30 protein-coding genes are annotated in these 25,684 nt (G+C 62.0%); 11 read left to right on the top strand and 19 right to left on the bottom strand.

The window, feature by feature from the left end; translation table 11 throughout:
• Positions 1 to 18 precede the first annotated feature (18 nt).
• From ACLEJP_RS00460 to lpxO, 4 genes are all read right to left on the bottom strand, one after another.
• Positions 19 to 1,185 (bottom strand): DUF1624 domain-containing protein, encoded by a 1,167-nt coding sequence (locus tag ACLEJP_RS00460; protein WP_440803547.1) that lies wholly within the window; start codon positions 1,183 to 1,185, stop codon positions 19 to 21.
• Positions 1,186 to 1,382: 197 nt separating this feature from the next.
• Entirely contained in the window at positions 1,383 to 1,952 is a 570-nt protein-coding gene (locus tag ACLEJP_RS00465) for an N-acetyltransferase family protein (protein WP_440803549.1), read from the bottom strand.
• 78 nt (positions 1,953 to 2,030) lie between these two features.
• Complete coding sequence (locus tag ACLEJP_RS00470; protein WP_225777259.1) at positions 2,031 to 2,375, bottom strand: carboxymuconolactone decarboxylase family protein; 345 nt, start codon at positions 2,373 to 2,375, stop codon at positions 2,031 to 2,033.
• A 133-nt stretch (positions 2,376 to 2,508) separates the two neighbouring features.
• Positions 2,509 to 3,408, bottom strand: coding sequence for a lipid A hydroxylase LpxO (gene lpxO, locus ACLEJP_RS00475; protein ID WP_440803552.1), 900 nt, complete (start codon positions 3,406 to 3,408; stop codon positions 2,509 to 2,511).
• Between the two features lie 158 nt (positions 3,409 to 3,566).
• Between lpxO and thpR the strand changes: the two genes are divergently transcribed.
• The gene (gene thpR / locus ACLEJP_RS00480) at positions 3,567 to 4,112 is read left to right on the top strand and encodes an RNA 2',3'-cyclic phosphodiesterase (RefSeq protein ID WP_440803554.1); all 546 of its coding nucleotides are present in this window, start codon (positions 3,567 to 3,569) and stop codon (positions 4,110 to 4,112) included.
• A gap of 1 nt (position 4,113) precedes the next feature.
• On the opposite strand, the gene ACLEJP_RS00485 is transcribed toward thpR, so the two are convergent.
• Positions 4,114 to 4,710 carry an NAD(P)H-dependent oxidoreductase gene (locus ACLEJP_RS00485; protein ID WP_440803556.1) on the bottom strand — a complete coding sequence of 199 codons (597 nt, stop codon included), beginning with the start codon at positions 4,708 to 4,710 and terminating at the stop codon, positions 4,114 to 4,116.
• Positions 4,711 to 4,803: 93 nt separating this feature from the next.
• Here ACLEJP_RS00485 and ACLEJP_RS00490 point away from each other — a divergent pair, with 93 nt between their 5' ends.
• Positions 4,804 to 5,400, top strand: a complete 597-nt coding sequence (locus tag ACLEJP_RS00490; RefSeq protein ID WP_440803558.1) for a TetR/AcrR family transcriptional regulator — start codon at positions 4,804 to 4,806, stop codon at positions 5,398 to 5,400.
• 35 nt (positions 5,401 to 5,435) lie between these two features.
• On the opposite strand, the gene ACLEJP_RS00495 is transcribed toward ACLEJP_RS00490, so the two are convergent.
• The gene (locus tag ACLEJP_RS00495; protein WP_440803560.1) at positions 5,436 to 6,341 is read right to left on the bottom strand and encodes an AraC family transcriptional regulator N-terminal domain-containing protein; all 906 of its coding nucleotides are present in this window, start codon (positions 6,339 to 6,341) and stop codon (positions 5,436 to 5,438) included.
• 180 nt (positions 6,342 to 6,521) lie between these two features.
• Between ACLEJP_RS00495 and calA the strand changes: the two genes are divergently transcribed.
• Complete coding sequence (calA, locus tag ACLEJP_RS00500) at positions 6,522 to 7,574, top strand: vanillin reductase (protein WP_440803562.1); 1,053 nt, start codon at positions 6,522 to 6,524, stop codon at positions 7,572 to 7,574.
• 202 nt (positions 7,575 to 7,776) lie between these two features.
• Here calA and ACLEJP_RS00505 read toward each other — a convergent pair whose 3' ends face one another.
• From ACLEJP_RS00505 to ACLEJP_RS00535, 7 genes are all read right to left on the bottom strand, one after another.
• Positions 7,777 to 8,139, bottom strand: a complete 363-nt coding sequence (locus ACLEJP_RS00505; RefSeq protein ID WP_440803565.1) for a hypothetical protein — start codon at positions 8,137 to 8,139, stop codon at positions 7,777 to 7,779.
• A gap of 167 nt (positions 8,140 to 8,306) precedes the next feature.
• On the bottom strand, positions 8,307 to 8,570 hold the full coding sequence (locus tag ACLEJP_RS00510) for a PAAR domain-containing protein (RefSeq protein WP_440803567.1): 264 nt from the start codon (positions 8,568 to 8,570) through the stop codon (positions 8,307 to 8,309).
• Complete coding sequence (locus tag ACLEJP_RS00515; protein WP_440803569.1) at positions 8,571 to 8,981, bottom strand: hypothetical protein; 411 nt, start codon at positions 8,979 to 8,981, stop codon at positions 8,571 to 8,573.
• 332 nt (positions 8,982 to 9,313) lie between these two features.
• Complete coding sequence (locus tag ACLEJP_RS00520) at positions 9,314 to 9,574, bottom strand: PAAR domain-containing protein (RefSeq protein WP_440803571.1); 261 nt, start codon at positions 9,572 to 9,574, stop codon at positions 9,314 to 9,316.
• Positions 9,575 to 9,593: 19 nt separating this feature from the next.
• Positions 9,594 to 10,061, bottom strand: a complete 468-nt coding sequence (locus ACLEJP_RS00525) for a hypothetical protein (RefSeq protein ID WP_440803574.1) — start codon at positions 10,059 to 10,061, stop codon at positions 9,594 to 9,596.
• Between the two features lie 11 nt (positions 10,062 to 10,072).
• Positions 10,073 to 11,182 carry a type VI secretion system baseplate subunit TssG gene (gene tssG / locus ACLEJP_RS00530; RefSeq protein ID WP_440803576.1) on the bottom strand — a complete coding sequence of 370 codons (1,110 nt, stop codon included), beginning with the start codon at positions 11,180 to 11,182 and terminating at the stop codon, positions 10,073 to 10,075.
• 521 nt (positions 11,183 to 11,703) lie between these two features.
• Positions 11,704 to 13,020, bottom strand: a complete 1,317-nt coding sequence (locus ACLEJP_RS00535; RefSeq protein WP_440804431.1) for a hypothetical protein — start codon at positions 13,018 to 13,020, stop codon at positions 11,704 to 11,706.
• A gap of 206 nt (positions 13,021 to 13,226) precedes the next feature.
• Between ACLEJP_RS00535 and ACLEJP_RS00540 the strand changes: the two genes are divergently transcribed.
• Positions 13,227 to 14,426, top strand: coding sequence for a sugar transporter (locus ACLEJP_RS00540; protein WP_440803578.1), 1,200 nt, complete (start codon positions 13,227 to 13,229; stop codon positions 14,424 to 14,426).
• Between the two features lie 61 nt (positions 14,427 to 14,487).
• Here the strand turns inward: ACLEJP_RS00540 and ACLEJP_RS00545 are convergent, their stop codons facing one another.
• The 3 genes from ACLEJP_RS00545 to ACLEJP_RS00555 are packed head-to-tail and all read right to left on the bottom strand — an operon-like array spanning position 14,488 to position 16,922.
• Positions 14,488 to 15,069: a LysE family translocator gene (locus tag ACLEJP_RS00545; protein ID WP_440803580.1), complete on the bottom strand. Its 582-nt coding sequence runs from the start codon at positions 15,067 to 15,069 to the stop codon at positions 14,488 to 14,490.
• Positions 15,070 to 15,119: 50 nt separating this feature from the next.
• A complete protein-coding gene (locus ACLEJP_RS00550) occupies positions 15,120 to 15,950 on the bottom strand; it encodes an AraC family transcriptional regulator (RefSeq protein ID WP_440803582.1) in 831 nt (276 codons plus the stop codon).
• Positions 15,951 to 15,998: 48 nt separating this feature from the next.
• On the bottom strand, positions 15,999 to 16,922 hold the full coding sequence (locus ACLEJP_RS00555) for a LysR family transcriptional regulator (RefSeq protein WP_440803585.1): 924 nt from the start codon (positions 16,920 to 16,922) through the stop codon (positions 15,999 to 16,001).
• 104 nt (positions 16,923 to 17,026) lie between these two features.
• On the opposite strand from ACLEJP_RS00555, the gene nfsB reads away from it, so the two are divergent.
• From nfsB to ACLEJP_RS00570, 3 genes are all read left to right on the top strand, one after another.
• Positions 17,027 to 17,680 carry an oxygen-insensitive NAD(P)H nitroreductase gene (gene nfsB, locus ACLEJP_RS00560; protein ID WP_200626111.1) on the top strand — a complete coding sequence of 218 codons (654 nt, stop codon included), beginning with the start codon at positions 17,027 to 17,029 and terminating at the stop codon, positions 17,678 to 17,680.
• Positions 17,681 to 17,824: 144 nt separating this feature from the next.
• On the top strand, positions 17,825 to 18,274 hold the full coding sequence (locus ACLEJP_RS00565; RefSeq protein ID WP_225777285.1) for an antitoxin Xre/MbcA/ParS toxin-binding domain-containing protein: 450 nt from the start codon (positions 17,825 to 17,827) through the stop codon (positions 18,272 to 18,274).
• Positions 18,271 to 18,708 (top strand): RES family NAD+ phosphorylase, encoded by a 438-nt coding sequence (locus ACLEJP_RS00570; protein ID WP_440803589.1) that lies wholly within the window; start codon positions 18,271 to 18,273, stop codon positions 18,706 to 18,708. Before ACLEJP_RS00565 ends, ACLEJP_RS00570 begins: the two co-directional genes overlap by 4 nt.
• 6 nt (positions 18,709 to 18,714) lie before the next feature.
• On the opposite strand, the gene ACLEJP_RS00575 is transcribed toward ACLEJP_RS00570, so the two are convergent.
• Positions 18,715 to 19,869, bottom strand: a complete 1,155-nt coding sequence (locus ACLEJP_RS00575) for a cysteine desulfurase family protein (protein ID WP_440803592.1) — start codon at positions 19,867 to 19,869, stop codon at positions 18,715 to 18,717.
• A gap of 194 nt (positions 19,870 to 20,063) precedes the next feature.
• Positions 20,064 to 20,990: a LysR family transcriptional regulator gene (locus ACLEJP_RS00580; RefSeq protein WP_440803594.1), complete on the bottom strand. Its 927-nt coding sequence runs from the start codon at positions 20,988 to 20,990 to the stop codon at positions 20,064 to 20,066.
• A 140-nt stretch (positions 20,991 to 21,130) separates the two neighbouring features.
• On the opposite strand from ACLEJP_RS00580, the gene ACLEJP_RS00585 reads away from it, so the two are divergent.
• Positions 21,131 to 22,360: an acyl-CoA dehydrogenase gene (locus tag ACLEJP_RS00585; RefSeq protein WP_440803596.1), complete on the top strand. Its 1,230-nt coding sequence runs from the start codon at positions 21,131 to 21,133 to the stop codon at positions 22,358 to 22,360.
• A gap of 64 nt (positions 22,361 to 22,424) precedes the next feature.
• Here ACLEJP_RS00585 and ACLEJP_RS00590 read toward each other — a convergent pair whose 3' ends face one another.
• A complete protein-coding gene (locus tag ACLEJP_RS00590) occupies positions 22,425 to 23,219 on the bottom strand; it encodes an OBAP family protein (protein ID WP_225777290.1) in 795 nt (264 codons plus the stop codon).
• A gap of 170 nt (positions 23,220 to 23,389) precedes the next feature.
• Between ACLEJP_RS00590 and ACLEJP_RS00595 the strand changes: the two genes are divergently transcribed.
• From ACLEJP_RS00595 to ACLEJP_RS00605, 3 genes are all read left to right on the top strand, one after another.
• Positions 23,390 to 23,758, top strand: coding sequence for a histone-like nucleoid-structuring protein, MvaT/MvaU family (locus ACLEJP_RS00595; protein WP_225777291.1), 369 nt, complete (start codon positions 23,390 to 23,392; stop codon positions 23,756 to 23,758).
• Positions 23,759 to 23,898: 140 nt separating this feature from the next.
• A complete protein-coding gene (locus ACLEJP_RS00600; protein ID WP_440803599.1) occupies positions 23,899 to 25,299 on the top strand; it encodes a PAAR domain-containing protein in 1,401 nt (466 codons plus the stop codon).
• On the top strand, positions 25,292 to 25,684 hold the full coding sequence (locus ACLEJP_RS00605; protein WP_133295872.1) for a hypothetical protein: 393 nt from the start codon (positions 25,292 to 25,294) through the stop codon (positions 25,682 to 25,684). Before ACLEJP_RS00600 ends, ACLEJP_RS00605 begins: the two co-directional genes overlap by 8 nt.

A 25,684-nucleotide genomic window follows, 5' to 3' on the forward strand; every position in this document is an offset into this window, starting at 1 on the left:
CGCCGGGTGAAACGCTTTTCACAAGTACTTCAGCCAGCCGATGTCACGTCGCCGCGCCTTGAGGCGGGCGAACCAGCGCACCGGCAGGTACAGTGAACCCGCCAGCAGCACCGCCCCCAGCCATACGGCACTGATGCCATCGAAACCGAAGTAGTCACCCTGGTTGCGGCCGTACAGCGCCACGCTGGCCAGGTACAGCAGCTTGAGCACATACAGGTGCAGCAGGTAGAAGAACATCGGCGCCGCGCCGAATACCGCCAGGCCATTGAGCCAGCGCGCCTGGCCGGCGCGTTCGAAGGTGCGCAGCAACAACAGGCCACAACCCAGGGTGAGTGCCAGGAACAGTAGCGAGGGCGGGTACTTGGTGATGTTGAAGAAACTCATGAGGGTTTGCGTAAACGTGGGGTAAACGCCCCATGGGGCCTCGCCGTAGCCGTTGAACAGGCGCAGCACGACAAAGCCCAGCAACGCGGCCAGGCCGGCCAGCAGCAAGCGTTGTTGGCGCTGAGTGTTATCGCTGCCACGGGCGAACCAAGGGCCCAGGCCATAGCCCAGGGCGATCACGCCTATCCACGGCAATACCGGGTAGGAGGTGCGCAGGCGCAGGCTGTCGGAGACCTCCAGCCAGCCGCGATCATGCAGGATCGCCCAAGGTACATGCAGGGCAGATCCGGCGTCGAAGTGCACAGTGTCGAGCAGGTTATGCCCGGCGACGAGGGTCGCGCCCAGGCCGATCAGCGCGCCACGTGGCAGCCACACCAGCAGCGACAGGGCGATCATGCTGATGCCGATGGCCCAGATCACCTGCAGGTAGATGACACTTGGTGGCAGCTGGAAGGTCCAGGCGAAGTTGACCAGGGTGAACTCCAGCACCACCAGGAACAGCCCGCGCTTGAACAGGAATGCCGAGACATCGCCACGGCCCTGGTGCTTCTCGCCATACAGCCAGGCCGACAGGCCGGTCAGCAGGACGAACACCGGGGCGCACAGGTGGGCCAGGGTGCGGCTGAAGAACAGCGCGGGCTCGGTGGTGTCGATGGCCATCGGGTCGCTGACCTGGCGATGCAGGAAAAAGGTCTCGCGCACGTGGTCGAGGAGCATGAACAGGATCACCAGGCCGCGCAGGGCATCGATGCTCTGCAGGCGCTGGGTGAGCAGGGTGGGGGTGGCACTGGCGCTGGTCATGGCGGGTCGCTGCTAGGAATGAATGTCAAATGAAACGTTATCTTATAACTAAAAATTCCCGGTTGGTAGCGCTTTTTGCCTGTGCCGGCCTTTTCGCGGGCACGCCCGCTCCCACAGCTACAGCGCCGGCCTGGCGAGCTGCGCGATAGTTGCGGGAGCGGGCGTGCCCGCGAAAAGCCCAGTTCTGAAAGAAACGCTTAGCGCCCGCGTCGCCGCGACACCCGCGCCTCGATATTCTTGCGCCCGATCAGCAGCGGCGGTTTTTCCACCACCGGTTCATCAGCGAGCCACTTGTACATCACCAGGCAGTCCACCAGGCCGAGGCTGGCATGGCGGTAGGCCTTGGGCAAACGGCCAACGGTTTCGAAACCGAGCTTGTGCCACAGCGCCACCGCCACCTCGTTGCTGGCAACCACCGAGTTGAACTGCAGGGCCAGAAAGCCCTCCTGGCGTGCCAGTTTCTGCGAGTGTTCACACATCAGCCGCGCCACACCCCGGCCACGGGCGCGCTCGCAGACCATGTAGCCGCAATTGCCCACGTGCGCCCCAGGCCCGGCGGCGTTGGGCTTGAGGTAATAGGAACCAAGCAATTCGCCGTCCGCCTCGGCGACCAGCGTGCGCAACGGCAATTCCAGCCACAGTTGGCGCGCCTGTTCGAAGCTCAGCGCCGGGTCGAATGCATAGGTTTCCCGGGCCTGGACAACAGCCTGGAAGGTGGGCCAGAAGTGCTCGAAGTCTTTGGCCGTCATGGGGCGGATGTGGATCATGCGGGTACCTGAAAGGGCTGGGCCGCACAGTCTGGTGGGCGCGGCGCCGTCGCGCAAGGGCGACGACGCCGGTTGCCCTCAGTCGGTGGCCTTGCCCACTGCATCCAGGGCCCGCGCCGAGTACACCAGCGCGGCACCGGCATTCATCGCCACGGCCACGCCGAGGGCCTCGGCAATTTCCTCGCGGCTGGCGCCGTGCTTGACGGCTTGCTGCGAATGCACGGCAATGCAGCCATCGCAGCGGGTGGTCACGGCCACGGCGAGGGAGATCAGCTCGCGGGTCTTGGCGTCCAGGTGGTTGGTCTTGGCACCCGCGCCACTGGCGGTCATGTAGCCGGCAACGGTGTCGGGGGAGAGTTGCTTGAGATCGCCGATGCCGGCCATCAACTGCTTACGGTAGGCGTCCCAGTCCATCATGCTCATTGTCTTCACCTTGGTAAGGTTGCGAGTGGAGCTTTCAGGCTAGTCGAAGCGCGGGAAGTGAAACTTGTACTTTGGTGCTGGCGGGCTTTGAAGCGGCCCAGCAAGGCCGCTTCTGCAATCGCCCGAGGGCCGGTCAGATGTAGATGAACACCAGCACCAGTGCGGCGACGAACGCCCACTTTTCCAGGTAGTAGCGGGTGCGGTTGCGTTTTTTCAGCGCCTTGCCCCGTTCGCGGATCTTGTAGATACGCGTGAACAGCCGGTTGATGCCGCCGGTCTTGTCACCTGCATCGTTGGGCGCGGCGGCGGCTGCCATGACGTTGCGGCTGAACCAGCGGTTGAACGCGGTTGCCCAGCGGTACTTGAGCGGGCGTTCGATATCGCAGAACAGGATGATGCGGTTGTGCTCGGTGGTGTTGGCCGCGTAGTGGATGTAGGTCTCGTCGAAGACCACACCTTGGCCATCACGCCACGAGTACTTCTCGCCGTCGACGTCGATGTAGCAACCGTCATCGTTGGGTGTGTCGAGGCCCAGGTGGTAGCGGTACGAGCCGGCATACGGGTCACGATGACGCACCAGCTTGGCGCCCGGTGGCAGGGTGGCGAACATCGCGGCCTTGACCGTGCCGATGCCTTTGAGCAGCTCGGTGGTGCGCGGGCACAGGGTCATCGCCGAGGGGTGGCTTTCACCGTACCATTTCAGATAAAAGCGCTTCCAGCCGGTCTTGAAGAAGGAATTGAAACCGACGTCATCGTAGTTGTCGGACTTCTTGATCTCGCCCACATGCAGCAGCTGGCGCGCCTCTTCGCGGATCTCCTGCCAGTGGTCCTGCAGCGTTTGCAGTTCCGGGAAGGCTTCCACCGGCAGGTAAGGCTTGGCCGGGTGCTTGGAAAACAGGTACAGGAAGCTGTTGACCGGGGCCAGGAAACTGGAGTGGTCGCCAAGCTGACGGGTCAGCTTGTGGCGAACCCGACCGCGCAGGTGAACATAGGCGATCGAGAGGGCGAAGAGGACTACGAGTGCAATTTTCATGGACGTTTACTTGTCGAAAAATGGCCATGCGCCATGGCATTAGCCAGCCAGCATAAACAATCATGGGGGTACTTTGTACCTATTGTTACGAAACATCGGGACGACTTAGGTGTAATACCCTCTAGCCTTGCGCAAACGTTTCATGTTCGGGAGTTCCCATGATTCAGGATTTACGCGGCACTGGCACCCCCTTCAGGCGGTTGTTCTTCGCCTTGCCGGTAAGTGATGCCCAGCGCCGGGCACTGGCCCAGTGGCGACGCGGCCTGAACCTGCGCAGCGGCAAGCCGGTGCCGGCCGCCAACTTCCATGTGACGCTGCTGTTTCTCGGCGATGTAGATGCCGCCCAGGTGCCAGCGATCTGCGCGGCGGTCGACCAGCTGACGCTGCCGGCTGCGGCACCACGGCTGTTACTGGACCGCTTGCAGGTATGGCAGCGGGCCAGTGCCCTGGTGCTGGAGGCTCAGCAAACCCCAGCGGCGCTGTTGCACCTGGTGTACGGCCTGCAGCAGGCGCTGCTGCCGCTAGGGGTGGAAGCGGCCAGCCGCGACTATCGTCCACACCTGACACTGGCCAGGGATTTTCGCGGCCAGCCGCCAGAAGCCAGCAGTACGCCGGATTTCTTCCTCGCTGCCCGCCATTTCACCCTCTACGAGTCGCGCAAGGGCGCCTACTGGCCCTTGGCGCAGTGGCCACTGTCGAACTGACTCAGGCCGTCACTTCGCAAGCGGCGAACAACCGTTCGCCGAGCGCGCGCGCGGTGCGCAGGTGCGGCGCCGGGTCGAGACCTTCGCTGTCGTACAGCAGGGTGGAGCTGAGCACCTCGGCGCCGCAATAGTCGAAAATGCCGTGCTCGATCTGCACGCGCATCGCTTCGCCATAACCATGCCGTTCAAAGGTACCGCGGTCGGCGCCGGCGACGCCGACCAGGTGCACCTTCATGGCGCGCAATTTCTTCACGGTGGTGCTGCCGTCATAGTCGAACGCCCAACCGTTGCTGAATACCCGCTCGACCCAGCCCTTGAGCAAGGCCGGCAGCGACCACCAGTAAATCGGGTACACCAGCACCAAGGCATCGGCGCGTTCGATGCGTGCCTGCTCCTTGCGTACATCCGCTGGCGGGGCAGCCAGCCGGCGGTGCACGGCATGGTCGGCCAGGCCGAACCGTGGGTCGAAACCTTCGCTGGCCAGGTCGGCGATCTCGCTGCTGTGGCCTGCCTGGGCGAGGCCATCGGCAACCTGGCGGGCCAAGGTGTGGGTCAGGGACTGCGGGTCGTGATGACCGATGACGATCAAGGCATGCATGGTGAATTCTCCTGGATGAGGATGCAGGGTGACCTTCAGCGCTATATACTCAAGGTAAGTTACGTCCAGTAAGTTACTTTTGGTAGGTAAGCAATGTCAAGCGATGATCCAACCCGCACGCGCAAGCGTCTGAGCCGTGACGAGCGCCGTCGTCAGTTGCTCGACATGGCCTGGCAGCTGGTGCGCGAGGAGGGCACCGATGCCCTCAGCCTGGGCCGTCTGGCCGAGCAGGCGGGGGTGACCAAGCCGGTGGTCTATGACCATTTCGAAACCCGTACCGGGCTGTTGGTGGCGCTGTATCAGGAATACGATGCCCGCCAGTCGCGCATGCTGGAACAGGCCCTGGCGCGCTGTGACGCCAGCCTGGCCAGCCGCGCCTGGGTGATAGCCGAGGCCTACGTCGACTGCGTGGTGAGCCAGGGGGCGGAAATACCCGGCGTCTCGGCCGCGTTGGCCGGGTCGCCGGAGATGGAAGCGCTCAAGCGGGCGTATGAGCAGCCCTTTCTGGACAAGTGTCGGGAGGCGCTGGCCGGCTTTTCGCCCAGTGGTACCGTCGGCGCTGCTGGCATGCGCCTGTTGGTAGGGGCAGCGGACGCCTTGTCGCAGGCGGCTGCGGCGGGAGAACTGGAAGCTGAGGCGGCCAAGGCCGAACTGCAGGCCGCCATCATGGCGATGGTCGAGCGCCAGTGACGGTTCGAGATTGCCCGGCGGCAAAGCCCTTCAGCTCAAACCGGCAAGCTTTGATAGGGTAGTTCGTCGCCTGGGCTGCGGTTGAACTGGCGCTTGTATTCACGGCTGAACTGCGAGGTGCTCTGGTACCCCACCCGGTGGGCCGCCTGAGCCACCCCCAGGCTTTCGCCAATCAGCATCTGCTGGGCCTTGAGCAAGCGCAGGCGCTTGAGGTATTGCATCGGCGCCATGTCAGTGCAGCGCTTGAAATGCTCGTGAAAGGTGGAAACGCTCATGTTGGCACGCGCGGCCAGCGCCTCCACGCTCAGTGGCTCGGCGTAATGCTCGCGCAGGTGGGCGAGGGCGGCGCCAATGCGGGCAAAATGCCCCTGTTGCTCGACCAATGCCCGCAATACGCCCGCCTGGGGGCCACGCAAGGCGGTATACAGCACTTCGCGGACCCGCGCCGGCCCCAGCACCTTGGCATCCAGCGGGTCCTGCAGGCAGTGCAACAGGCGTTCCACGCATTCGCGCATCGGTGCATCCAGCGCCGCCGAAGTCATCGATTGCGGCGTTTGTGCCTGCACCGCTGCATCCGGCGCCAGGTCCATGCTTTGCACCAGCTCCCCGAGCACGCCGCGGTCGATGTGTACCGCTACGCCCAACAGCGGCGCTTCGGGGGTGGCGAAGGTTTCGCACATGAACGGCACCGACAATGCCTGCACCAGATAATGCCCGGCGCCGTACTCCAGGGTTCGAAGCCCCAGGCGTGCCAGTTTGCTGCCCTGGGCCAGGATCATCAGGCTGGGTTCGTAGATCTGCGGGCTGCTGGCCACGTAATGGTCCCAACTCAGCACCTGCACCTGGGGCAGGTGTGTCGGCACGAAGCCGGGGCGTGTGGCGAGACGGCGGATCAGCGCGCAAAGCGCTGCATTGGCGTCGACGTGGCGGGTCAGTTGCATGGTCAACCAGGGCAGAGAATCAGACAGCCTGATCATCGCAGATTGCAGGCTGGGCGCCAGCTGCGACAGCACATGTTCGGAGAATCAGGCATGAATGCCGGAGGATCAGCGGTGGGCGGGGCGGTCCATGGCGAGCAAAATGCGCCACCTGAATCGTTTCACTTTACCGCGAGGCCCTGTATGTACACCGCCATCGGTTATGCCGCCCAGACGCCCACCAGCCCCCTGGCGCCCATGACTTTCGAGCGCCGCAGCCCGCGCCCGGACGACGTCGCCATCGAGATCCTGTATTGCGGCGTGTGTCACTCCGACATCCACCAGGCCCGCAACGAATGGGGCATTGCCGTGTACCCGCTGATGCCTGGCCACGAAATCATCGGCCGCGTCACCGCGGTGGGCGACAAGGTGACTGCGCACAAGGTCGGTGACCTGGTCGGGGTCGGCTGCATGGTCGACGCCTGTCGCCACTGCGAAGCCTGTGCCAAGGACCTGGAACAGTACTGCCTGGAAGGCCCGACCATGACCTATGCCACCCCGGACCGGGTCGACGGCAGCAATACCATGGGCGGGTACTCCAGCAGCATCGTGGTCAACGAACACTTCGTGCTGCGCATTCCGGCCGGCATGGACCTGCCCAGCGCTGCGCCGATCCTGTGTGCCGGCATTACCACCTATTCGCCGCTGAAGCACCATGGCGTCGGCCCCGGGCACAAGGTCGGCATCCTTGGCATGGGCGGCCTCGGCCACATGGGCATCAAGCTGGCCAAGGCCCTGGGCGCCGAGGTCACACTATTCACCCGTTCGCCAGCCAAGGCCGAGGAAGCGCGTCGCCAGGGTGCCGACCATGTGATCGTGTCCACCGATGCCGGGCAGATGCGCGCAGCAGCCGGGCGGTTCGACTTCCTGCTCGACACCATCCCGGTGCAGCATGACCTCAATCCCTACCTGGAAACACTGAAGTTCGATGGCGTGCATATTCTGGTAGGCCTGATCGAACCGATCGACCCGGCTGTGCACGCGGCCAATCTGGTGTTGAAGCGTCGGGTGCTGGCGGGGTCCCTGATCGGCGGGATCGCCGAAACTCAGGAAGTGCTGGATTTCTGCGCCGAGCATGACATTCGCTGCGATATCGAATTGCTGGATATTCGCAACATCAACCAGGCCTACGAGCGGATGATTGCCGGTGATGTGAAGTACCGCTTCGTCATCGACATGGCCACCCTCGAGGGCTGACCGAACGGCTGCTTAGCAGCCGTTCGGTCACACCCGCTTCCGCACAGCTGTGGTGTTTCAGAAATACCATTGAAAAATCATTTGCCCAGCGCTCGTGCCGCACGAGCGACTGAGGCAAGGATGTCCTCGGCCTTATGGCTTCGATGATGTTGCCGCGTTGGTCATAGTCATATCGCCATAATCCCCCTCGGCATACCGTGTTTTAAAGTTGGTCGGGGTCATCGTAGGCGTGGTGGACCGAGGTGCCATCTGGACGAGTGTGCTGCAGCAGGTTACTGCGCTCATCGTAGGCATAGTGGTCGACGGTGCCGTCGCGGTGCACATTTTGGACCACGTTCATGGCATCGTCGCGGAAGAACCACTCCTCGTTGTCGTCGGGGTGGACGATGCGATAGGCGTAGCCCTGAATGTTGTAGTAGTGCTTGGTTTCTTTGCCCAGGGCGTCCATGACGTAGGTAAGGCGGATGTGCTTGTCCCACTCCAGGCGCACCTCATAGCTGCCATCGTCTGCCCATTCGTGGATGGCTTTGGCATCCGGTCCTTCACCCAGCCATGCCAGGTTCATTGCTCGGCTTCCGTTTGAAGCCCATCGTGGGGTCACTTTCCAACGGTACACGAGCACTGACGTAACGGCGTACAGACTGATCAGGCCGTGGTCGGAGGCCGGGAGCGGCGGCAACAGACATACTGCTGGGAGGTCTGTTGTTCGCCTGCTCCAATTGCCGAGTTGGCTTAGCTATGGACGCTGCCGTGTGAGCCGCTGGCAATCAAGCTTGCCCCGCATGCGGTCTTCATGCCATCGAGCGCGACGGGTACTCCGTTAACGCGGTAGGTATCACTGCCCTCGACGATGGGAAACTCGCCTTTGCATAGAGGGCAGAAAACCATGTTGCCTTTGCCGGCCATTGGTTTGCCGTTGAGGTTGGTGTGGGGGATGGAGTCAAGGACTCTTCCGCCGTGGTCGGTCGTATCGTCTAGTCGAACTATTTTCTTCATTTAATGGATGCTTCGCTTGGGTAATTTAAGGGCGTGCAGATTTTTGTAGAAGTCCCAGTGAATTATTTTCGAGCGTTTTTCGTTAATGTATATCGTGTTCACGTAATCTAGCTCTTGTGCAAACCCCTGCCATTCTTCCAAGGTTGTCCTGATTGCTGGGAAAGCATCATCTATATTGACGATAATTATGGTTTCCCCGCGATCAAGCTCTATAGCTGACGCTGCGGCCAGAATCTCAGTAGTCAAACTATCTCTTTGAACGGAGTGTATTTGAATTTTGCTGGGGATGCTCTCCCAGTGGATGCTCGACGCTCCTGTCGGGAGTGATTTTCCGATTTCTTTCAAAAGTTCATCTTGCCTTTCGAAAAGATGAGTGTTGATGTAGGCGAGGCACTCTGGTGTGAAGGTCATCGGTTAAATCTCCTAATTATTCGTCCAACTGTTCTTTGCGTTGCTTCAAGGCAGATGGTTCTTTCGTTCTTTCTGTTGAAGGTGTTTATGTGTGCCTTGTGCCTGTTGTCATACTCTACCCGGAAGCCCCGGTGTTCAGTTGCGGCACGCCTTCCATTGAATGGCTCTGGGTTAGGGACGGAATTTTTTGCGGAGATTTGAGTATGGGTAGCCGAGAATATCGCAGAAGTGCTGGGTCTCATTGCCGGTGCTTAATCTTAGGTCGGGACAGGCGGTAACAGGCATACTGCTGGGATGCCTGTTGTTCGTCTGCTCCATTTGGCCTGGTTGGCTCAGCTGTGGACGCTGCCGTGTGATGTGCTGGCAATCAAGCTTGCCCCGCATGCTGTCTTCATGCCGTCGAGTGCGACAGGTACTCCGTTCACGCGGTAAGTATCACTACCCCCAATGATAGGGAACTCGCCTTTGCATAGAGGACAGAAGACCATGTTGCCTTTGCCTGCCATAGGTTTGCCGTTGAGGTTGGTGTGGGGGATGGAACTCACTACGCGCCCTCCATGGGTCGTCTCGTCCCCGAGCCTAACTATATCCATTGAATATCACCCTAAGTCTTCAAGGAATTCTGTGCGAAAATTTTCTGACTTCCGGATAGTTGCTTAAGAATTCTTCGGATCTTATTATTTTAAAGAATGTGTCTCTCTGGGGTTCTTTGGCTCTGAGGGCTGTGTCTAGCAGCGTGTTGAAATGCCCCGAATATAGTTCAATTCCTATTAGCGTCATGTCCCAGCGCTTTTCAGGGGAACGCTCTGAGATTTCTTTTATTTCGTCTAGTAGTGCTGGATAAAATATCGACTTTTCAGAGGATTCTAGAATGTTTCTCGTGTTTTCTTGGGTTCCGAAGTCGTCGGCGTCTGAGAAGGTTTTTAAAAGTTCTGTTGCTACTTCTTTGCTCATATTGTTTTCTGCTATTGCTAGTAGCTTTTCAAACTCATCGCAATCTTCAGCTGTTGAAAAATTTGAATGCGTATGGAGAAGTTTGCGCCAGCTGTCTAGATTGAATTTATCGCTTGTATGTCTCATTTTGTTAAAAGTCATTGGCATTTGGAGTAAGCGAGCATCTCGCGTATTGCTTCGTTGTATCTCGTTGGATCCCCTGCGTTACGGGCCACTCTGCGAACATCTTGGATCTCACATGCGCGTACCGTGATGCGAACAGGGGGAGGTGTGGGGTCATTGCGGTCAGCTAAAAAGCTGGTCCAGCCGAGGTGGGTGCCATGCTCGGCTCTGAGGCTGAAGGGCGGTGCCTCTTCGGCACGCATGCGTAATTCCAGGTCATACGCTCCGACATCGCGCAGCAGAAACTCCACAAGCCGGGCCAGTCGGTGGTAGCTGTCACCGCTGGGCAGGAACTGGCGAAACTGCTGTTGGTCAAGCCCCGCGATCACGATGGTGAACTTACTGCTACGTGACACGGTGCTGCCGCCCACCAGGAAGTTGTCATTGAGCGTGCAATTGCGCGAACCCAAGCCATTGCGCTGAGACTGCGGTATCTGCACGACGCGTTTCTCGAACTCGCGGATCGTCACGTCCCGAAGATCGAAGCAGTGCGCGATCATGCCTGCCACCATGCCCGGTGATCGGCTGCGGCTGGCAATCATCCCCACGAAGCTCAGCAACCGGCTCCAGGGCAAGGCGGTCGCCCCGCGCAACGCCGCGTCATCCAGGCCGATCATGGCGAAGATGTAACGAGAGAAACCGTCTGTGGCGCCCGGTTGGAAGCGCCGGTAATAGCGGTACTTGCGCCAACCCTGATGCACCAGGGTATGCAGACGATGGTTGAAGAAGTTGAAGTAGGCCGGGCGTACACCAATGCCCTGCGCATGCTCAAAGGCCACTTGGTCAAGGTAATAGCTGGGCAGCGGTGAATCGGTCCCATGCAGGCCAAGGAAGGTGGCTTGAATGCTGTAGCGATCGTCCCCAATGCGCTCAGCACTGATTACATCGGCGACGGGGAATGACAGTTTCGGAGAGACCTCCAGCCGCAAGCGTCTTCGGGTTTCGCGGGAGAGGGGGCGTTGCTCAAGATCATCGCCGTGTATCTGGTACATTGACTCCAGAAGCTGGAAGTACGCGTACTGATGGGCCTCAGGCAACATACGGTCCACAGCATCCTGGACTTTATGTTCTGATTCATCGTCCATGTCAAATCCTCAGGGAGTGGTGTGGTTTCTATATGTAAGACGTGTTTGTAAGAATAATTACCAGTCAGTAGGCATTGATTAAACAAATGACTCGGCGGTAGTTTCGCTAAAAAGAAAACCATGCAATGAGGAAGGGCTTCCGGTCGAGGTGCGAAGTGTAAGCAGATGTTTGCAGGAAGTTGGTCACCACCCTATCGCGCAGGTCACAGCTTTTTCCTGTGCCAGGTAAGTCTGGTGCGTGGAATGTTCGGTCGTGTTGGTTGCTGCTGTTCATTCTGTGATGCGCAGGGGTAATACAGAACTCCGAGTTGCATGCTCGATGACTGCGGATGGGTTTGCTTTACGACACGGTTGTCGAAACTTCTCGCTCCGCATTGAAAAAACGCTCAACCTCAGCCATGACGCCGAGGTCAGCGTGAAGGGGTGCTCTTGGATAGTGAGCTTCTGCCAAGCCTGGCTCAGATTTTCAGCGGCATTTCTGCAACACCACACTCGTCCCGATGGGAGCGGGGCACCTGCGGTTACCAGGCCATCGGCTTGTCCCAGCCCTTCCAGAACAACCAGCGCCGCACCTCGCCATGGTCGCCGGTGCCGATCTGCCAGGCGGGCCGCCCGCCATCCAGCGCAATCAACGAAACGAACCCGGCATGGCTGGCTGCCACCAGTGTCCGCCCATCGGCACTGACATCCAGCGCACTGATGGTCGAGCCCAGGTAATGCTGCCAATGCTCCGTGCCATCTTCGCCAAACGCCCGCAAGTAGCCATAGGCATCGCCGACGATATACTCGCCATCGCGCGCCACGGCGGCATACACCCGTGCGCCATCCTGTACCCGCGGCGTACGTGGGTCCTGGCTGTAGTAGTCGGTATCCAGCCCCGGCAGGTCGGCCACCCTGACCGCCAGGCTGGCACCGCTGTAGAAGTGGCAGGCGTTGAGCAGCAGTTGGTCGCCCGTGCGGTTGAACAGGGCAAAGTGCGGGTATTCGCTGGCAGGCCCGATCGTGGCCACGGGCCTGAGCTGGTCGTCCAGCACGTGGTGGCGGCTGCCCTGTTCACCGACCACGATCAAACGGCCATCCGCCGATACCGCACCGTGTTCCATGCTCAGCCCCAGGCCGATGTCGTCCGGGTCGGTGCCCTCGGCCAGCTCATCGAGTATCCGTGCCTGCGGCGGCAGCAGCCGGGTCGCACCCTGGCAGGTGAGCAGGAAGATACCGTCGGCACTTACCAGCAGTACGCGCTGGCCATCCGGAAAGGGGATCAGGGCGGAGGGAGTGGGTGGCAACTCGAACGGCTCGAACGGGTAACCTGCCGGCAACCCTTCCAGCCCCGTCGGCCAGGCCAGGCGCTGCACCTGGGGGCCGCCCCAGCCATCGGTCACGCGCACGCCTTCGGCGTTGGCCAGGGCGAAGTAGCGACGTGCCGGGCAGCGGCCGAAATGTTCGACCCCGATCACCGGCGTTACCGCGTGGCTGTCGATATGCACTACCTGGCCTTTGTCACAAGGCATGCCGATGCGCGCCAGCAGGCTGCCGTCATCCAGCAGCAAGACGTTGCTGATGCCCTGGCCGTGGGCATCGAGCAACGGCACCAAGGGATGGTGCGCAGGCGGCCAGGCCTCGCGGAAGGCCTGGCGCTGCTGGTCATCCACGCCGGGGCGGTTGGCCGCTTGCAAGGCTGCCAGCCAGGCCTCCAGCAAATGCTCGGTCGCGGCGGCCTGCGGTGCTTCGAGGTGGTCCCAGCCGTGCGCGCGGCCCTGCGCGACGTAGTCGTTGACGGCCTGGGCATAGGCGGTGACCGCCTGTTGCCACTGTTGCTGGGGAGGCTGCTTGTCCATGCGCGGGTCGGGCTCCAGGTTGCATACACGTTTCACACAAAGCGCGCATGGTACTCCTTCTGCCCGATGCGCGGTTGTGACGCCCGGGTGTGACGCGTACCATGCCGGGCATTCCTTCCAATAACAAAGCGTACGTCGACACCCAGTGCAACCGGGTGGCTGGCGTGCGGTCTGTTGCCTTGTCTGCGGAGAACCGGTTTCAACCCATGAATGGACCCATACCCACCCACATGCCCCCCACAGCAGGTAGCGGCAGCTGGCTGAGCGTGATTGCCCTGGCCCTGGCGGCGTTCATCTTCAACACCACCGAGTTCGTCCCGGTGGCGCTGCTCAGCGACATTGGCCGCAGCTTCGCCATGAGCACCGCCCAGGTCGGCCTGATGCTGACGATCTACGCCTGGGTGGTGGCGCTGGCCTCGTTGCCGATGATGCTGCTGACCCGCAACATCGAGCGGCGGCGCCTGTTGCTGCTGGTGTTTCTGGTGTTCATCGTCAGCCACCTGCTGTCGTGGCTATCGCAGAGCTTTGCCATGTTGCTGGTCAGCCGTATCGGCATTGCCCTGGCGCATGCGGTGTTCTGGGCCATTACCGCCTCGCTGGCGGTGCGCGTGGCACCGCCGGGCCAGCAGGCCAAGGCGCTGGGCCTGTTGGCCACCGGCACTACCCTGGCCATGGTCCTGGGCATCCCGCTGGGCCGGGTGGTGGGGGAGGCGCTGGGCTGGCGCATCACTTTCCTGAGCATTGCCGTGGTGGCGCTGGCGACCATGCTCTGCCTGATGAAGTCGCTACCCCTGTTGCCCAGCCAGAACTCCGGCTCGCTGCGCAGCCTGCCGATCCTGTTCAAGCGCCCGGCGCTGGTGATCACCTATGTGCTGGTGACGCTGGTGATCACCGCGCAGTTCACTGCCTACAGCTACATCGAGCCGTTTGCCCTGCACGTGGCACAGATCGGCGGTGAGCGCACCACCTTGCTATTGCTGCTGTTCGGCGGCGCCGGGGTATTCGGCTCGTTGCTGTTCAGCCGTTACAGCGACCGCTTCCCGCATGGCTTCCTGGTCGGTTCGATCGGCCTGCTGGCGGCCTGCTTGTTGCTGCTGTTGCCGCTGTCGGGCAACTTTTATGCGTTCGCTGCGCTGAGCATGTTCTGGGGTGTGGCCATTCTCAGCTTCAGCCTGTCGCTGCAGTCGAAGACCTTGAAGCTGGCATCCGATGCCACCGACGTGGCCATGGCGTTGTTCTCGGGTATCTACAACATCGGCATCGGTGGTGGCGCATTGCTCGGGAGTATTGTCAGCAGCCAGCTGGAGGTGGCCTACATCGGCCTGGTGGGCGGAAGCGTGGCGGTGCTCGGGTTGCTGCTGGCGGTTGCCAGTACCGCGCGGTTCCGCCAGGCACTGGCCCACTGAGCTGACCCTGGCACGCGTATCCTGCAGCTACCTGCAGACCTGGGAGCGGGGTGCAGACCGCTCAGGCCAGCACGGCAGCCCAGGCAGACACCAACAGCACCACGGCCAGCACCTGGTTGAACAGCCGCCACCGCTGCGGCGCCTGCAGCCAACGCGCGCTGCCCGCACCCAGCACCGCCCAGGCCGCCATGCACGGCAGGGCAACCAGCAGGAACACCAGCGCCAGTTGCCACACCGGCAACGACGGCGCGGTAAACACCCCGACCACGGCCACGGCCATCAGCCACACCTTGGGGTTCACCACCTGCAACGCGGCCGCGCTGAGCGCGCTGAAACCTTGCGCCGTGGCTGCCTGCAGCGGGGTGCCGGCACTGCGCAGCATCTTCCACGCCAGCCAGCTCAACCACAGCACCCCGGCCCAGCCCATCAACTGCTGGGCCAGCGGGTGGCGCAGCAGCTCACCCAAGCCCAGGCCCACCATCAGCACGATCGCGGCGGCTGCGCCACAGGCCGCCACGATCGGCGCCAGGCTCGCGCGCAGGCCGGCGCGGGCGCCATGCGCAAGGATCAACAGGTTGGTTGGCCCAGGGCTGATGCTGGACACCAGGGCAAACAGGATGAAAGGCAACAGCGACTGCGACATGATCAACGGCTCCGGATGAACGAAGCACCATGTTGGCTGGCTGCCGCCGTTCAGTCTGGAAGGTTTGAGCAGCGCTTGCGGTAGTCGGCTGGAGTCAGCTGGTAGGCGCGACGGAACCAGCGCCCCAGGTGGCTCTGGTCGGCAAAGCCCAGGGCCATGGCCACCTCGGTGGGTGTCTGGCCCTCGGCGAGCAGGCGCCGCGCACGAGCCAGGCGCAGCTGGATCAGGTAGGCGTGCGGCGCCAGGCCATATGCGGCCTTGAACGCGCGGGTCAGGCGGAAGCGGTCGATGCCACAGGCCTGGGCCAGGTCTTCCAGGCCAATGTCGCTCGCCAGGTGGGCGTGCAGATAATCGCGCGCACGCTGCGCGGTCAGCGGCAGGCGCGGATCGGGGTTGAGACGTCGGCGCCAGTGCAGGTGGCGGGTCAGGCAGGCCAGCAGGTCGTCCATGGCCGTCTGGCGCACGATGCGCCAGTCCTGCCCGTGCACGGCGCGGAAGGCGAGGGCGGTGGCCCGCGCCAGGCATTCATCGTGGCACAGGGTATCGGCAAAGCTGGGCAGGCTGTCGCCTGGCACGTGCTCGAACAGCGCCCGCAGTTGCTGGTCCAGCCAGGCGGGCTGCAGATACAGCGTCGAATAGGTGAAGCCTTCCGCTGTCGGTGCCAGGCCATCATGGAGGTCACCGGGTTCGAGCAGAAACACTTGCCCCGGTGTGCTGCGGTGGCGTACCCGGCGGCAGTTGAACTGCTGCACACCCTGTTCGGTCACGCCGACCAGGAAGCTGTCGTGCCAGTGCGGATCGTAGGCATGCCCGACGAAATGCGCGCGGACCGACTCGATGCCGGTGTCGGCGTCCTGTTTAAGGTCGATCCAGTTGCTCATGGGGGCGTGCCGTAACGGAAACCACTACCTTAGCGTAACGGCCCCCACTCAGTCTGGAACGATTGTGCAACCGTTGCTCAGGGCCCGGGTGCGCAGGGCCTCGAAGCGTTCGCGCAGCCACAGGTGCAATTGCACGACCACGGGGGTGAGTTGCTTGCGGTGCGGGCACACCAGGGTGACCGGGGCGGCCTCGCCGAGGTGCTCCGGCAGGATGATTTCCAGTTCGCCGGCGACCACGTTGGCACTTACGTCCAGCCACGACTTGTAGACGATACCTTCGCCTTGCAGGGCCAGGCGGCGAATCACGTCGGCATCGTCGCTGACCAGCGGCCCGCGCACCTGCACGGTACGGTTGCCCACCCGCCATTTGTCGTACACCCGGTTGTGCTGCATGTACAGCAGGCAGGCATGCTGCTGCAGGGCTTCAGGAGTGAGCGGGCGGCCATGGCGGGCCAGATAATCGGGCGAGGCCACCAGCACCCGGCGGTTCCAGTCGGCCAGTGGCAGGGCAATATAGTTGGCGTCCTGGTTGAGCCCGTAGCGGATGGCCACGTCCACCGGGTCGCGGTTGAGGTCGGCAATCTGGTCGGAGAGGAAGAAGCGCAGGTGCAATGACGGGTGCTCACGGCGAAAGGCGCTCAGCCACGGCAGCAGCATGTTGCGGCCCAGGTCCGAAGGTGCCGACACCTGCAGCGTGCCGCGCAGCACGGTGGAGCTGCCATGCAGGTCTTCACGGCCTTGGCGCAGGCTTTCCAGCACATTCACTGCGGTCGGCAGATACAGCTCGCCTTCGGCCGTCAGGCGCAGGCTGCGGGTGGTGCGGGCAAACAGGCGCACATCGAGGTCACGCTCCAGGCGCTTGATCGCGGCAGCCACCTGGCCGGGTAACACGTCGGCCTCGTGGGCGGCGGCGGTGAAACTGCCCAGTACGCTGCTGCGGACGAACAGTTCGAGGTCGGCGATGCGCAGCATTTTCACTCCAGGCGTTAAAGTGTTGTTGCATTGTGCCGGTTTTTCTTTTTTGCAGGGAAGATAGGATGGCCAGCAAATCCCTCGTTGATTCCAGGAGTTGTTGCATGGATACCGTCTCGCTGGCCAAGCGCCGCTACACCACCAAAGCCTATGACGCCTCGCGTCGCATTCCCCAGGCCACTGTCGACGCCCTGCTCGAGCAACTGCGCCACAGCCCGTCTTCGGTCAACTCGCAGCCGTGGCATTTCATCGTCGCCGACAGCGCAGAAGGCAAGGCGCGCCTGGCCAAGAGCACTGCCGAGCGCTTTGCCTACAACTCGCCGAAGATTCTCGATGCGTCACACGTGATTGTGTTCTGCACGCGCACCGAGATGAGCGAGGCCCACCTGAACGCAGTGCTCGAGCAGGAGGCAGCGGATGGGCGCTTCCGCGATGAGCAGGCGCGCGCCGCGCAGAACCAGAGCCGCCGGCACTACGTCGACTTGCACCGTTTTGACCAGAAAGATTTGCAGCACTGGATGGAAAAGCAGACCTACCTGGCGTTCGGTACGGCCATGCTGGGGGCTGCGGCCCATGGCCTGGACGCGACACCGATCGAAGGCTTCGACAGCAAGATCCTCGATGCCGAGCTGGGCCTGCGCGAGCGTGGCTTCACCAGCGTGGTGCTCCTCAGCCTGGGGTATCGCAGCGAGACGGATTTCAATGCCGGGCTGAACAAGTCGCGCTTGCCGGCTTCGCAGGTGTTCACCTTCCTGTGACATGGCCGGGGGCCGCTCAGCGGCCCCTGCACATTTATCAAGCTCACGTTTACACGCTCACGCGCTCAACCGCTCGGCAATCGGGTTGGCAACTATTCGGCAAATACCGCATACTTGTCGGCAAACGCCGGAAAGGAGCTTGCCATGCTTGCCGAAGTGCTTCGCGACAACGGTTACCACGAGTACCGGGCGCGCCTGCATGCGCTGCTGGAAATCCCCGAGCTTGCCAGTGATTTCGAGATCCACACCCGCATCACCCACGGGTTTGCCGCCACCTGGCTGGTAAAGCTGACCGAGCTCGGGGTGTTCACGCCAGTGGAGCGTGACCAGATCATTCCCCTGCGCACCCTGAAGTCGCGCATCGAACGTGACCAGCCACTGACCGTCGAGGAAAGTGACCGGCTGTTCCGCTCGGCGCACATCACCGCCATGGCCGAAGCCGTGTTCGGCGACGCGGCCAAGGCCAAGCGCTGGCTGTCCAAGCCCAAGGAGCGCTTCGCGGGGTTGACGCCGATGCAGATGCTCACTACCCAGCAAGGTACTACCCAGGTCGAGGAAATGCTGCTGCAGATCGCCGAAGGCTTTGGCTTGTGATCCTGTGGCGAATCAGCGCCTATGCCGACCTGAGCGGAACTGGCGGCCTGCGTGTCAGCGGCCGCTGGCACCAGGCCGGGCGGCCGGTGGTCTATGCCGCCACCAGCCCGGCCGGTGCCATGCTCGAGGTGCTGGTGCACCTGGAGATCGACCCCGAGGATTTCCCCACCACCATGCGTTTGCTGCGCATCGAGTTGCCCGACACGGTTTCCCAGGCACAGCTGCCACCCTTGCAGCCTGGCTGGTCAGCGCAGACCGAACTTACCCGCGGTTTGGGCAATCGCTTCCTTGATGACTGTTCGGCGTTGCTGCTGCCGGTGCCCAGCGCGATCATGCCCAGAACCACCAATTACCTGTTCAACCCGCGGCACCCGCAGGCGCACAGTGCCAGGCTCGAAGTCGAGGACTTCACCCCGGACAGCCGGCTGTTCTAGGCGGGCTTACCAGAATGCCGCCGAAGCCGCCGCCAGCACCCTGGCAAATACGTTGATCGCGGTGTCCACTTCAGCCTCGGTGCTGAAGCGGCCGATGCTCAGGCGTACGCTGTTGCGTGCCCGGCGTTCGTCCAGTCCGATTGCCAGCAGCACGTGCGAGGCCGCCTTGCTTGCCGAATTGCAGGCAGAGGTGGTCGACAATGCCAGCTCGCTGGCCAGTGCGGCACTGTTGAAAGCCGGGTTGTCGATGCACAGGTTCAGCGTATGCGGAATGCGCTGCCGGGGGCAGCCATTGAGGGCCACGCCAGGCAGCGCCAGCAGGCCTTCGCGCAGGCGCCCGGCCAATTGCGCGAGGCGGCGGTGCTCGCTGTCGCCGGGCTGGCCGGCCAAGGCAAAAGCGCTGCCCATGCCGACGATCTGGTGGGTCGCCAGGGTACCGGATCGCAACCCCTGCTCATGCCCGCCGCCGTGCATCTGCGCGCGCATCAGCGGGCGCGCGCGCGGCCCGACGTAGAGCGCACCGATCCCCTTGGGGCCATACACCTTGTGCGCCGAGAACGACATCAGGTCCACCGCCATCGCGCTCAGGTCGATGGCCAGTTTGCCCACCGCCTGCGCTGCATCCACGTGCAGCAGGGCACCGTGGGCGCGCACCTGTTCGCCAATCGTGGCAACGTCAGTGAGGGTACCCAGTTCATTGTTGACCGCCATCAGCGACACCAGGCGGGTGTCGGCGCGCAGCGCCGCCTGCACGGCGGCAGGCTGGATCAGGCCGGCGGCATCTGCGGCCAGGCGGGTAACCGCCCAACCCTGGCGCTCCAGTTCGGCCACGGTGTCGAGCACGGCCTTGTGTTCCAGCTGGCTGGTGATCAGGTGCCCGGGCTGGTCGAGGCCTTGGGCGATGCCCTTGAGTGCCAGGTTGTTGGACTCGGTCGCGCCTGAAGTCCAGACCAGTGCGTCAGCCTGCGCGCCGACGCGTTCGGCCACTTGCTGACGGGCCTGCTCCACAGCCTGGCGGGCGGCCTGGCCAAAGGCATGGCCGGTGGATGCCGGGTTGCCGAAGTTGGCTTGGCTGCCGAGGCAGGCGAGCATGGTTTCGATGACCCGGTCGTCGACCGGAGTAGTGGCGGCATAGTCGAAATAGAGCGGGGCGCTAGGCATTGGGGCGGGTCCGTATTGTTGCCGTGATCTCGGCGTTCGTTGGAGCAAGCGTACCCGCCGCTTGGGCGGTGGTTTTTGCTTCTTGCACCGACATTTTCCGGATCGTTGAACGGATATTTCTACCTCAAGCAAGATCAGTAGAAAATTTTTCTCTCGCCAGCGTAGGTTTGGCCCCAAAGCCATTGGCAACCCCTTCAGACTGGCGCCAGAGCCTTTTCCTCCTCGGCCACGACGCGCTCGCACAACTCGGTGATCTGTTCGCGCATCCAGCGGTTGGCCGGGTCCTGGTCGGTGCTTTCATGCCAATACAGGTGGGTCTCCAGCGCCGGTACTTCCACCGGCAGTGGCTGGTAGCGCAACTGATGGCGGCGGGCGAAGCGCTCGGGAACGGTCATTGCCATGTCGGTCTGCTGCAGCACCTGCGAGGCCATCAGGTAATGCTGCGAACGCAAGGCAACCTTGCGTTGCACGCCCATCTTGCCCAGGGCCAGGTCGACATAGCCCAGGCCGTTGCGGCGGCTGGAGATATGGATATGGGTCATGCCCAGGTAGCTTTCGAGGGTCAGCTTGCTGTCTGCCAAAGGATGGCCCTGGCGCAAGGCGCAGACATAACGGTCCTGCATCAGTTTGATGTGGCGTACTTGCGGGTCGGTATTCAACGGCGCGTCGATGGCGAAGTCCAGGCGCCCGGCGGCCAGTTCCTTGGTGGTCTCGCGACGCTTGCACAGGAAGCTTTCGATCAGCACCGCCGGGGCCAGGCGGCGCAGGCGCTGGAACAGCGGCGGCAGGATGACCGCCTCGGTCAGGTCGGTCATGCTGATGCGGAAGGTCTTGTTGGCCTGTTGCGGGTTGAAGATACGGCTTTCCTGCACCGAAGTGCGCAGCAGCGCCAGGGCGTTGCGCACCGGGCCGATGATGTTCTGCGCCATGGGCGTGGGCACCATGCCTTGCGCGGTACGCACGAACAGCGGGTCGTTGAAGGTTTCGCGCAGCCGCGAAAGGGCGTTGGACACCGCCGGCTGGGTGATGCCGACAATCTGCCCGGCGCGGGTCAGGTTGGCTTCGGTGTAGATCGCATCGAACACGATGAACAGGTTGAGGTCGACCTTGCTGAGGTTCATGGGCGCCGCTCTTTGTTGGAATTATCGGCCGATCATATATCGGTTATGAATGTTAATACACACGGAAAATAGACTAGGTGGATGGGGGCTTGCTGCTCTAGGCTCTGCCCCATGTACTTCGAACCGTGAAGGTAGCCCCGATGGATTTCGCCTATTCGCCCAAGGTCCAGGCACTGCGCGAGCGCGTCAGCGCGTTCATGGACGCCCATGTCTACCCCGCCGAGGCGGTGTTCGAGCGCCAGGTCGCCGAGGGCGACCGCTGGCAGCCCACCGCAATCATGGAGGAACTCAAGGCCAGGGCCCGCGCCGAGGGGCTGTGGAACCTGTTTCTGCCTGAATCGGAATACGGCGCCGGGCTGAGCAACCTGGAATATGCCCCGCTGGCAGAAATCATGGGCCGCTCGTTGCTTGGGCCAGAGCCGTTCAACTGTTCGGCACCGGATACCGGCAACATGGAAGTGCTGGTGCGTTATGGCAGTGAAGCGCAGAAGCGCCAGTGGCTGGAGCCGCTGCTGCGCGGCGAGATCCGCTCGGCATTCGCCATGACCGAACCGGACGTGGCGTCCTCGGACGCCACCAACATGGCGGCCACGGCGGTGCGTGACGGTGACGAATGGGTGGTCAATGGCCGCAAGTGGTGGACCTCGGGTGCCTGCGATCCGCGCTGCAAGGTGATGATCTTCATGGGCCTGTCCGACCCGCAGGGGCCACGCCACCAGCAGCATTCGATGGTGCTGGTGCCGACCGACGCACCCGGGGTGAAGATCGTCCGGCCGTTGCCGGTGTTCGGCTACGACGACGCGCCTCACGGCCATGCCGAAGTGCTCTTCGAAAACGTGCGGGTGCCGTACGAGAACGTCATCCTCGGCGAAGGCCGCGGCTTCGAGATTGCCCAGGGGCGTCTTGGCCCGGGCCGGATCCACCATTGCATGCGTTCGATCGGCATGGCCGAACGTGCACTGGAGCTGATGTGCAAGCGCGCGGTGGAGCGCACCGCGTTCGGTCAGCCTCTGGCGCGACTGGGGGGCAACGTCGACAAGATTGCCGACTCGCGCATGGAAATCGACATGGCCCGGCTGCTGACGCTGAAAGCGGCGTACATGATGGACACGGTCGGCAACAAGGTGGCACGCAGCGAGATTGCGCAGATCAAGGTGGTGGCGCCGAACGTAGCGTTGAAGGTGATCGACCGGGCGATCCAGATCCATGGCGGGGCTGGGGTGAGCGGCGACTTCCCGCTGGCCTACATGTATGCCATGCAACGTACCCTGCGCCTGGCCGACGGGCCGGACGAGGTGCACCGGGCGGCCATTGGCAAGTATGAGATCGGCAAGCACATGCCGGCGCGCAAGGGGCACGGCGAGCAGTGATTCTGCCCGCCGGCGTCGACCGCTTCGCGGCTACGCCTGCGCCCATCGAAGCGGCTTAGCCAAGCTAGCGGCTGGAACGGCTGTTGGTGTTTTCCGGTGTCGCCCTGGTGGGGCGGTGGAGGTGGGCGCCGGTCGGGTCGACGATCTGGATCACATCGCCCCGTTGCCAGCCGTTGGCCTGCGGGTCTGGCGTGGGTATCGCGATGTCGGCCCGTTGCGCCTTGTTTTTGACCGTATCGATACCCAGGCGCCGGTTGCGTTGCTCGACCATGGCCGGGTTGGCCTGGCCATCGGCGGTAAAGCCCATCATCAACTGCGGGACCCCGAGCGGCAGCGTCTTGTCCTGGTCGGTATGCCAGGTATGCCAGGTTTTTCCATAGGTATGCGCCAGGCGCTGCATCAGCGCATGTTCTGCCGGCGCGGGGATGCCTGGCGCTACCAACTGGCCAGACGATACTTCATAGCCATGGCTGTGCCACATGGCTTTCTCCTTTGCCGACAAGTGGGCGAACAGCTTCTGGTCGATGATGTACTCGATGCCCATGATCTTGGCACTACGGGTATTGCCGTCGTAGATCACGCACTGGATTACATCCTCGTTCAGCACCGAGCAGTAGTGGTGGGCTTCCATCTGGATGTCGGGGTGGCCATTGTAGAAGTGGAAGCCATCCAGGTAGGCATTCAACGCATCGATGGGTGGCTTGTCCTGCAACAGCGCTGCGCCTGCCTCCAGCAGTTGCGTGGTGCCGGTTTCAGGGGTTCCGGGGGCATCGACAGGGGATGCCGTACGCGCCGTCGAGCAGCCCCAAAGGGCGAAGCAGGCGACTGACAGGCTCAAGCAGGTTGTGATGAACTTCATGTAAACGGTCTCCATGGGGTGTGCACAGAAGACCATCAGTTGTTGCCTGACACTGAATTGACGGGACGGGCGGTACGACGGGCGCCATGGGCTGGAACTTAGTTGCCTCCGGGTTGCACTAACTGGTTGTCAACCCCGACAACCCAGGCCGTCCCGAGAAAGGTATCCCCATGTCCCGTCTTGCCGAATTCCGCCAGCTGGAACAGAAACTGGCTGCTCAACTTGCCGAACTGGAAGCCATGAAAGGCAGCCCAGAGCTGCAAAGAGAAATCGAGTTTGAAACTAAACTGCGTAACTTGTTGGCCAAGTATGAGTTCAGCCTGCGCGACATTATCAGCCTGCTGGACCCGCAAGGCGGTCGCCGCCCGGTCCAGCCAGCCGTTGCGCCGAAAGCCAAGCGCCGCGCGCGCCAGGTGAAACAGTACAAGAACCCGCATACGGGTGAAATGATTGAAACCAAGGGCGGCAACCACGCGAAGATGAAGGCCTGGAAAGCTGAACATGGCGCTGAAGAAGTTGAGAACTGGCTGGTTCGTTAGTATGCCCAGGCAGGTGAAGCCAGGCGAAATCGTGAGCTTGGCCAGCCCGTAGGAAACTTCTGATTTTTGACCCTCCGCGCTCAAAGTCTGCCCGTGAATGTTAGGTTTCCGCCCCTGAGCCAGGTACAGGGAACTTGTGGATGCGCGTCAGTCTTGAGGGAAAAGGGCAAGCAGTCGATGGCGATGCCACCACTACGGGTGCTGTCTGTATTGCGACGAACGCCGGCTATCTCGCCGAGGGTCGAATGGTGCTTCGCGAAGGTGACCGCACCACGCCATGCCCGCTCTGTGGGCAAGTGGGCACTGTCGCCGAAGGCGTAAACCATTTTATTTCCGGCGGCCAGCGGGTGGCCGTGGACGGTGCGCTGGTGCTCTGTGGCTGCCCGCCGGGCAGTAATCGGGTTGTCGCACCGCTGCATGAGGCCCCACCGTCTACGCAGCCTGTTGCGGGCCGGGCCGATACCCACTTTGCCGAGCCGTCGAACGACGTCTACCCCGAACCTTTCTCCCAGCCGCTGGCAAGTGCGCTGCCCGGTACGCTGGAGCCCGGGTTCTACGTAGTGCCACGGCGCATGTCGTTCGCGCAGGTGCTACTGCAATTGGCCGAGCACGATGCCACGTTGCCAATCTCACGGCTGCAGCGGCTCAACCCGACGTTTGAACAGGGTTTCAAGGCAGGGGAAATCTTTGTCATCGGTGACCCTGACAACGGTGATGCCTGCACCCGCGAGGAGGGCCAGCTGATGGCGGCGGCCGAGCATGCACGCCGTGCGCTGGCAGTGCTCGATTTCGCCGAAGCGGACTTCATGATGGAACATCAGGCTGAAATCGCCGGCTTGCTCAGCAATGCCAGCCAGTCCATGGGCGTGGGCAAGGACATGCTGGAACAAGGGTTAAAGCAGGTCAGTAATACGCTGACCAGTATCGAGCTATTGCACCAGCGCGAGTTCATGCAGCATGGCCACCTGAACAGCCCGAGCTTCTTTGCCGAGCGGCGAAAGTTGTTGCAGCAACTGGATGGTCAGTTGAAGGCGGCGCTGCTTAACAAACAGCTTAACCTGGGCAGCTATGAGCGGCTGAAGAAAAGCTTGAATATTTCGACCAAGAGCCTTGTACACCATTGGTCGAAGGCTGGCGGGCCGGGGCAGATTCCGGGGTATGCGACGCATCTGGACAAGGTGGCGCGACTCAGCAAGTTTCTTGAGTACGGTGGCTACGCTGCGATTGGGTTGGGTGGGACTTCTTCGTATCTGAAAGTGCAAGAAGTTTGTCGGGCAGGGGAGACTGAAGATTGTAAAAAAGTCAGACTGACCGAGACGGGAGGTTTTGCTACTGGAACTGCCGGAGCAATGGCTAGCACTTTAGGAGCAAACCTCGTATCTGGAACAATTTGTGCCGCTGTGACAATGGGCTCGGCAGGTCTGGCTGCGCCGGCATGCGGCATTGTACTGGTGGGCGCCAGCGGCATGGCTGGGGTAATGCTGGGCGGGAAGCTCGGTGAGTCCGTGGGCGAGTTTATTTACGAGGCAACCAGTGATTGACATTACTGGCTGGCAACCACTTGCTAAAGTGGCGCTTCTATTAAGTCCTTTTGCTATCGCCATACCAGGATTAGTCCTTAGTGCTGTTTCAACGTTGACCAAAGATTATGACGTCGCCTGCTCGGCCATCACCAGCAACCCCTATTTTGAAAGCATCAAGCGTTATTGGGGTTGTGGGTCATTCAAGTGGCGCTGGATGACGCTATGTACGGCAAGTGGGTTAGTGGCATTTCCGTGGCTAGCGCTGCGAATGGGTCAACTGGATGCTGGCGAGCTAAATGCGTTTCCGAAGAAGCTTAAACGCAGGTTGAAAATTTCAGCCTGGCTAAACATGACCGGGTGCATCTGGATGGTGATTGTATGGGCGTTATTTAAGTTCAAGTAG

The organism is Pseudomonas sp. SMV7, from assembly GCF_052041995.1.
Classification (GTDB): Bacteria; Pseudomonadota; Gammaproteobacteria; order Pseudomonadales; family Pseudomonadaceae; genus Aquipseudomonas.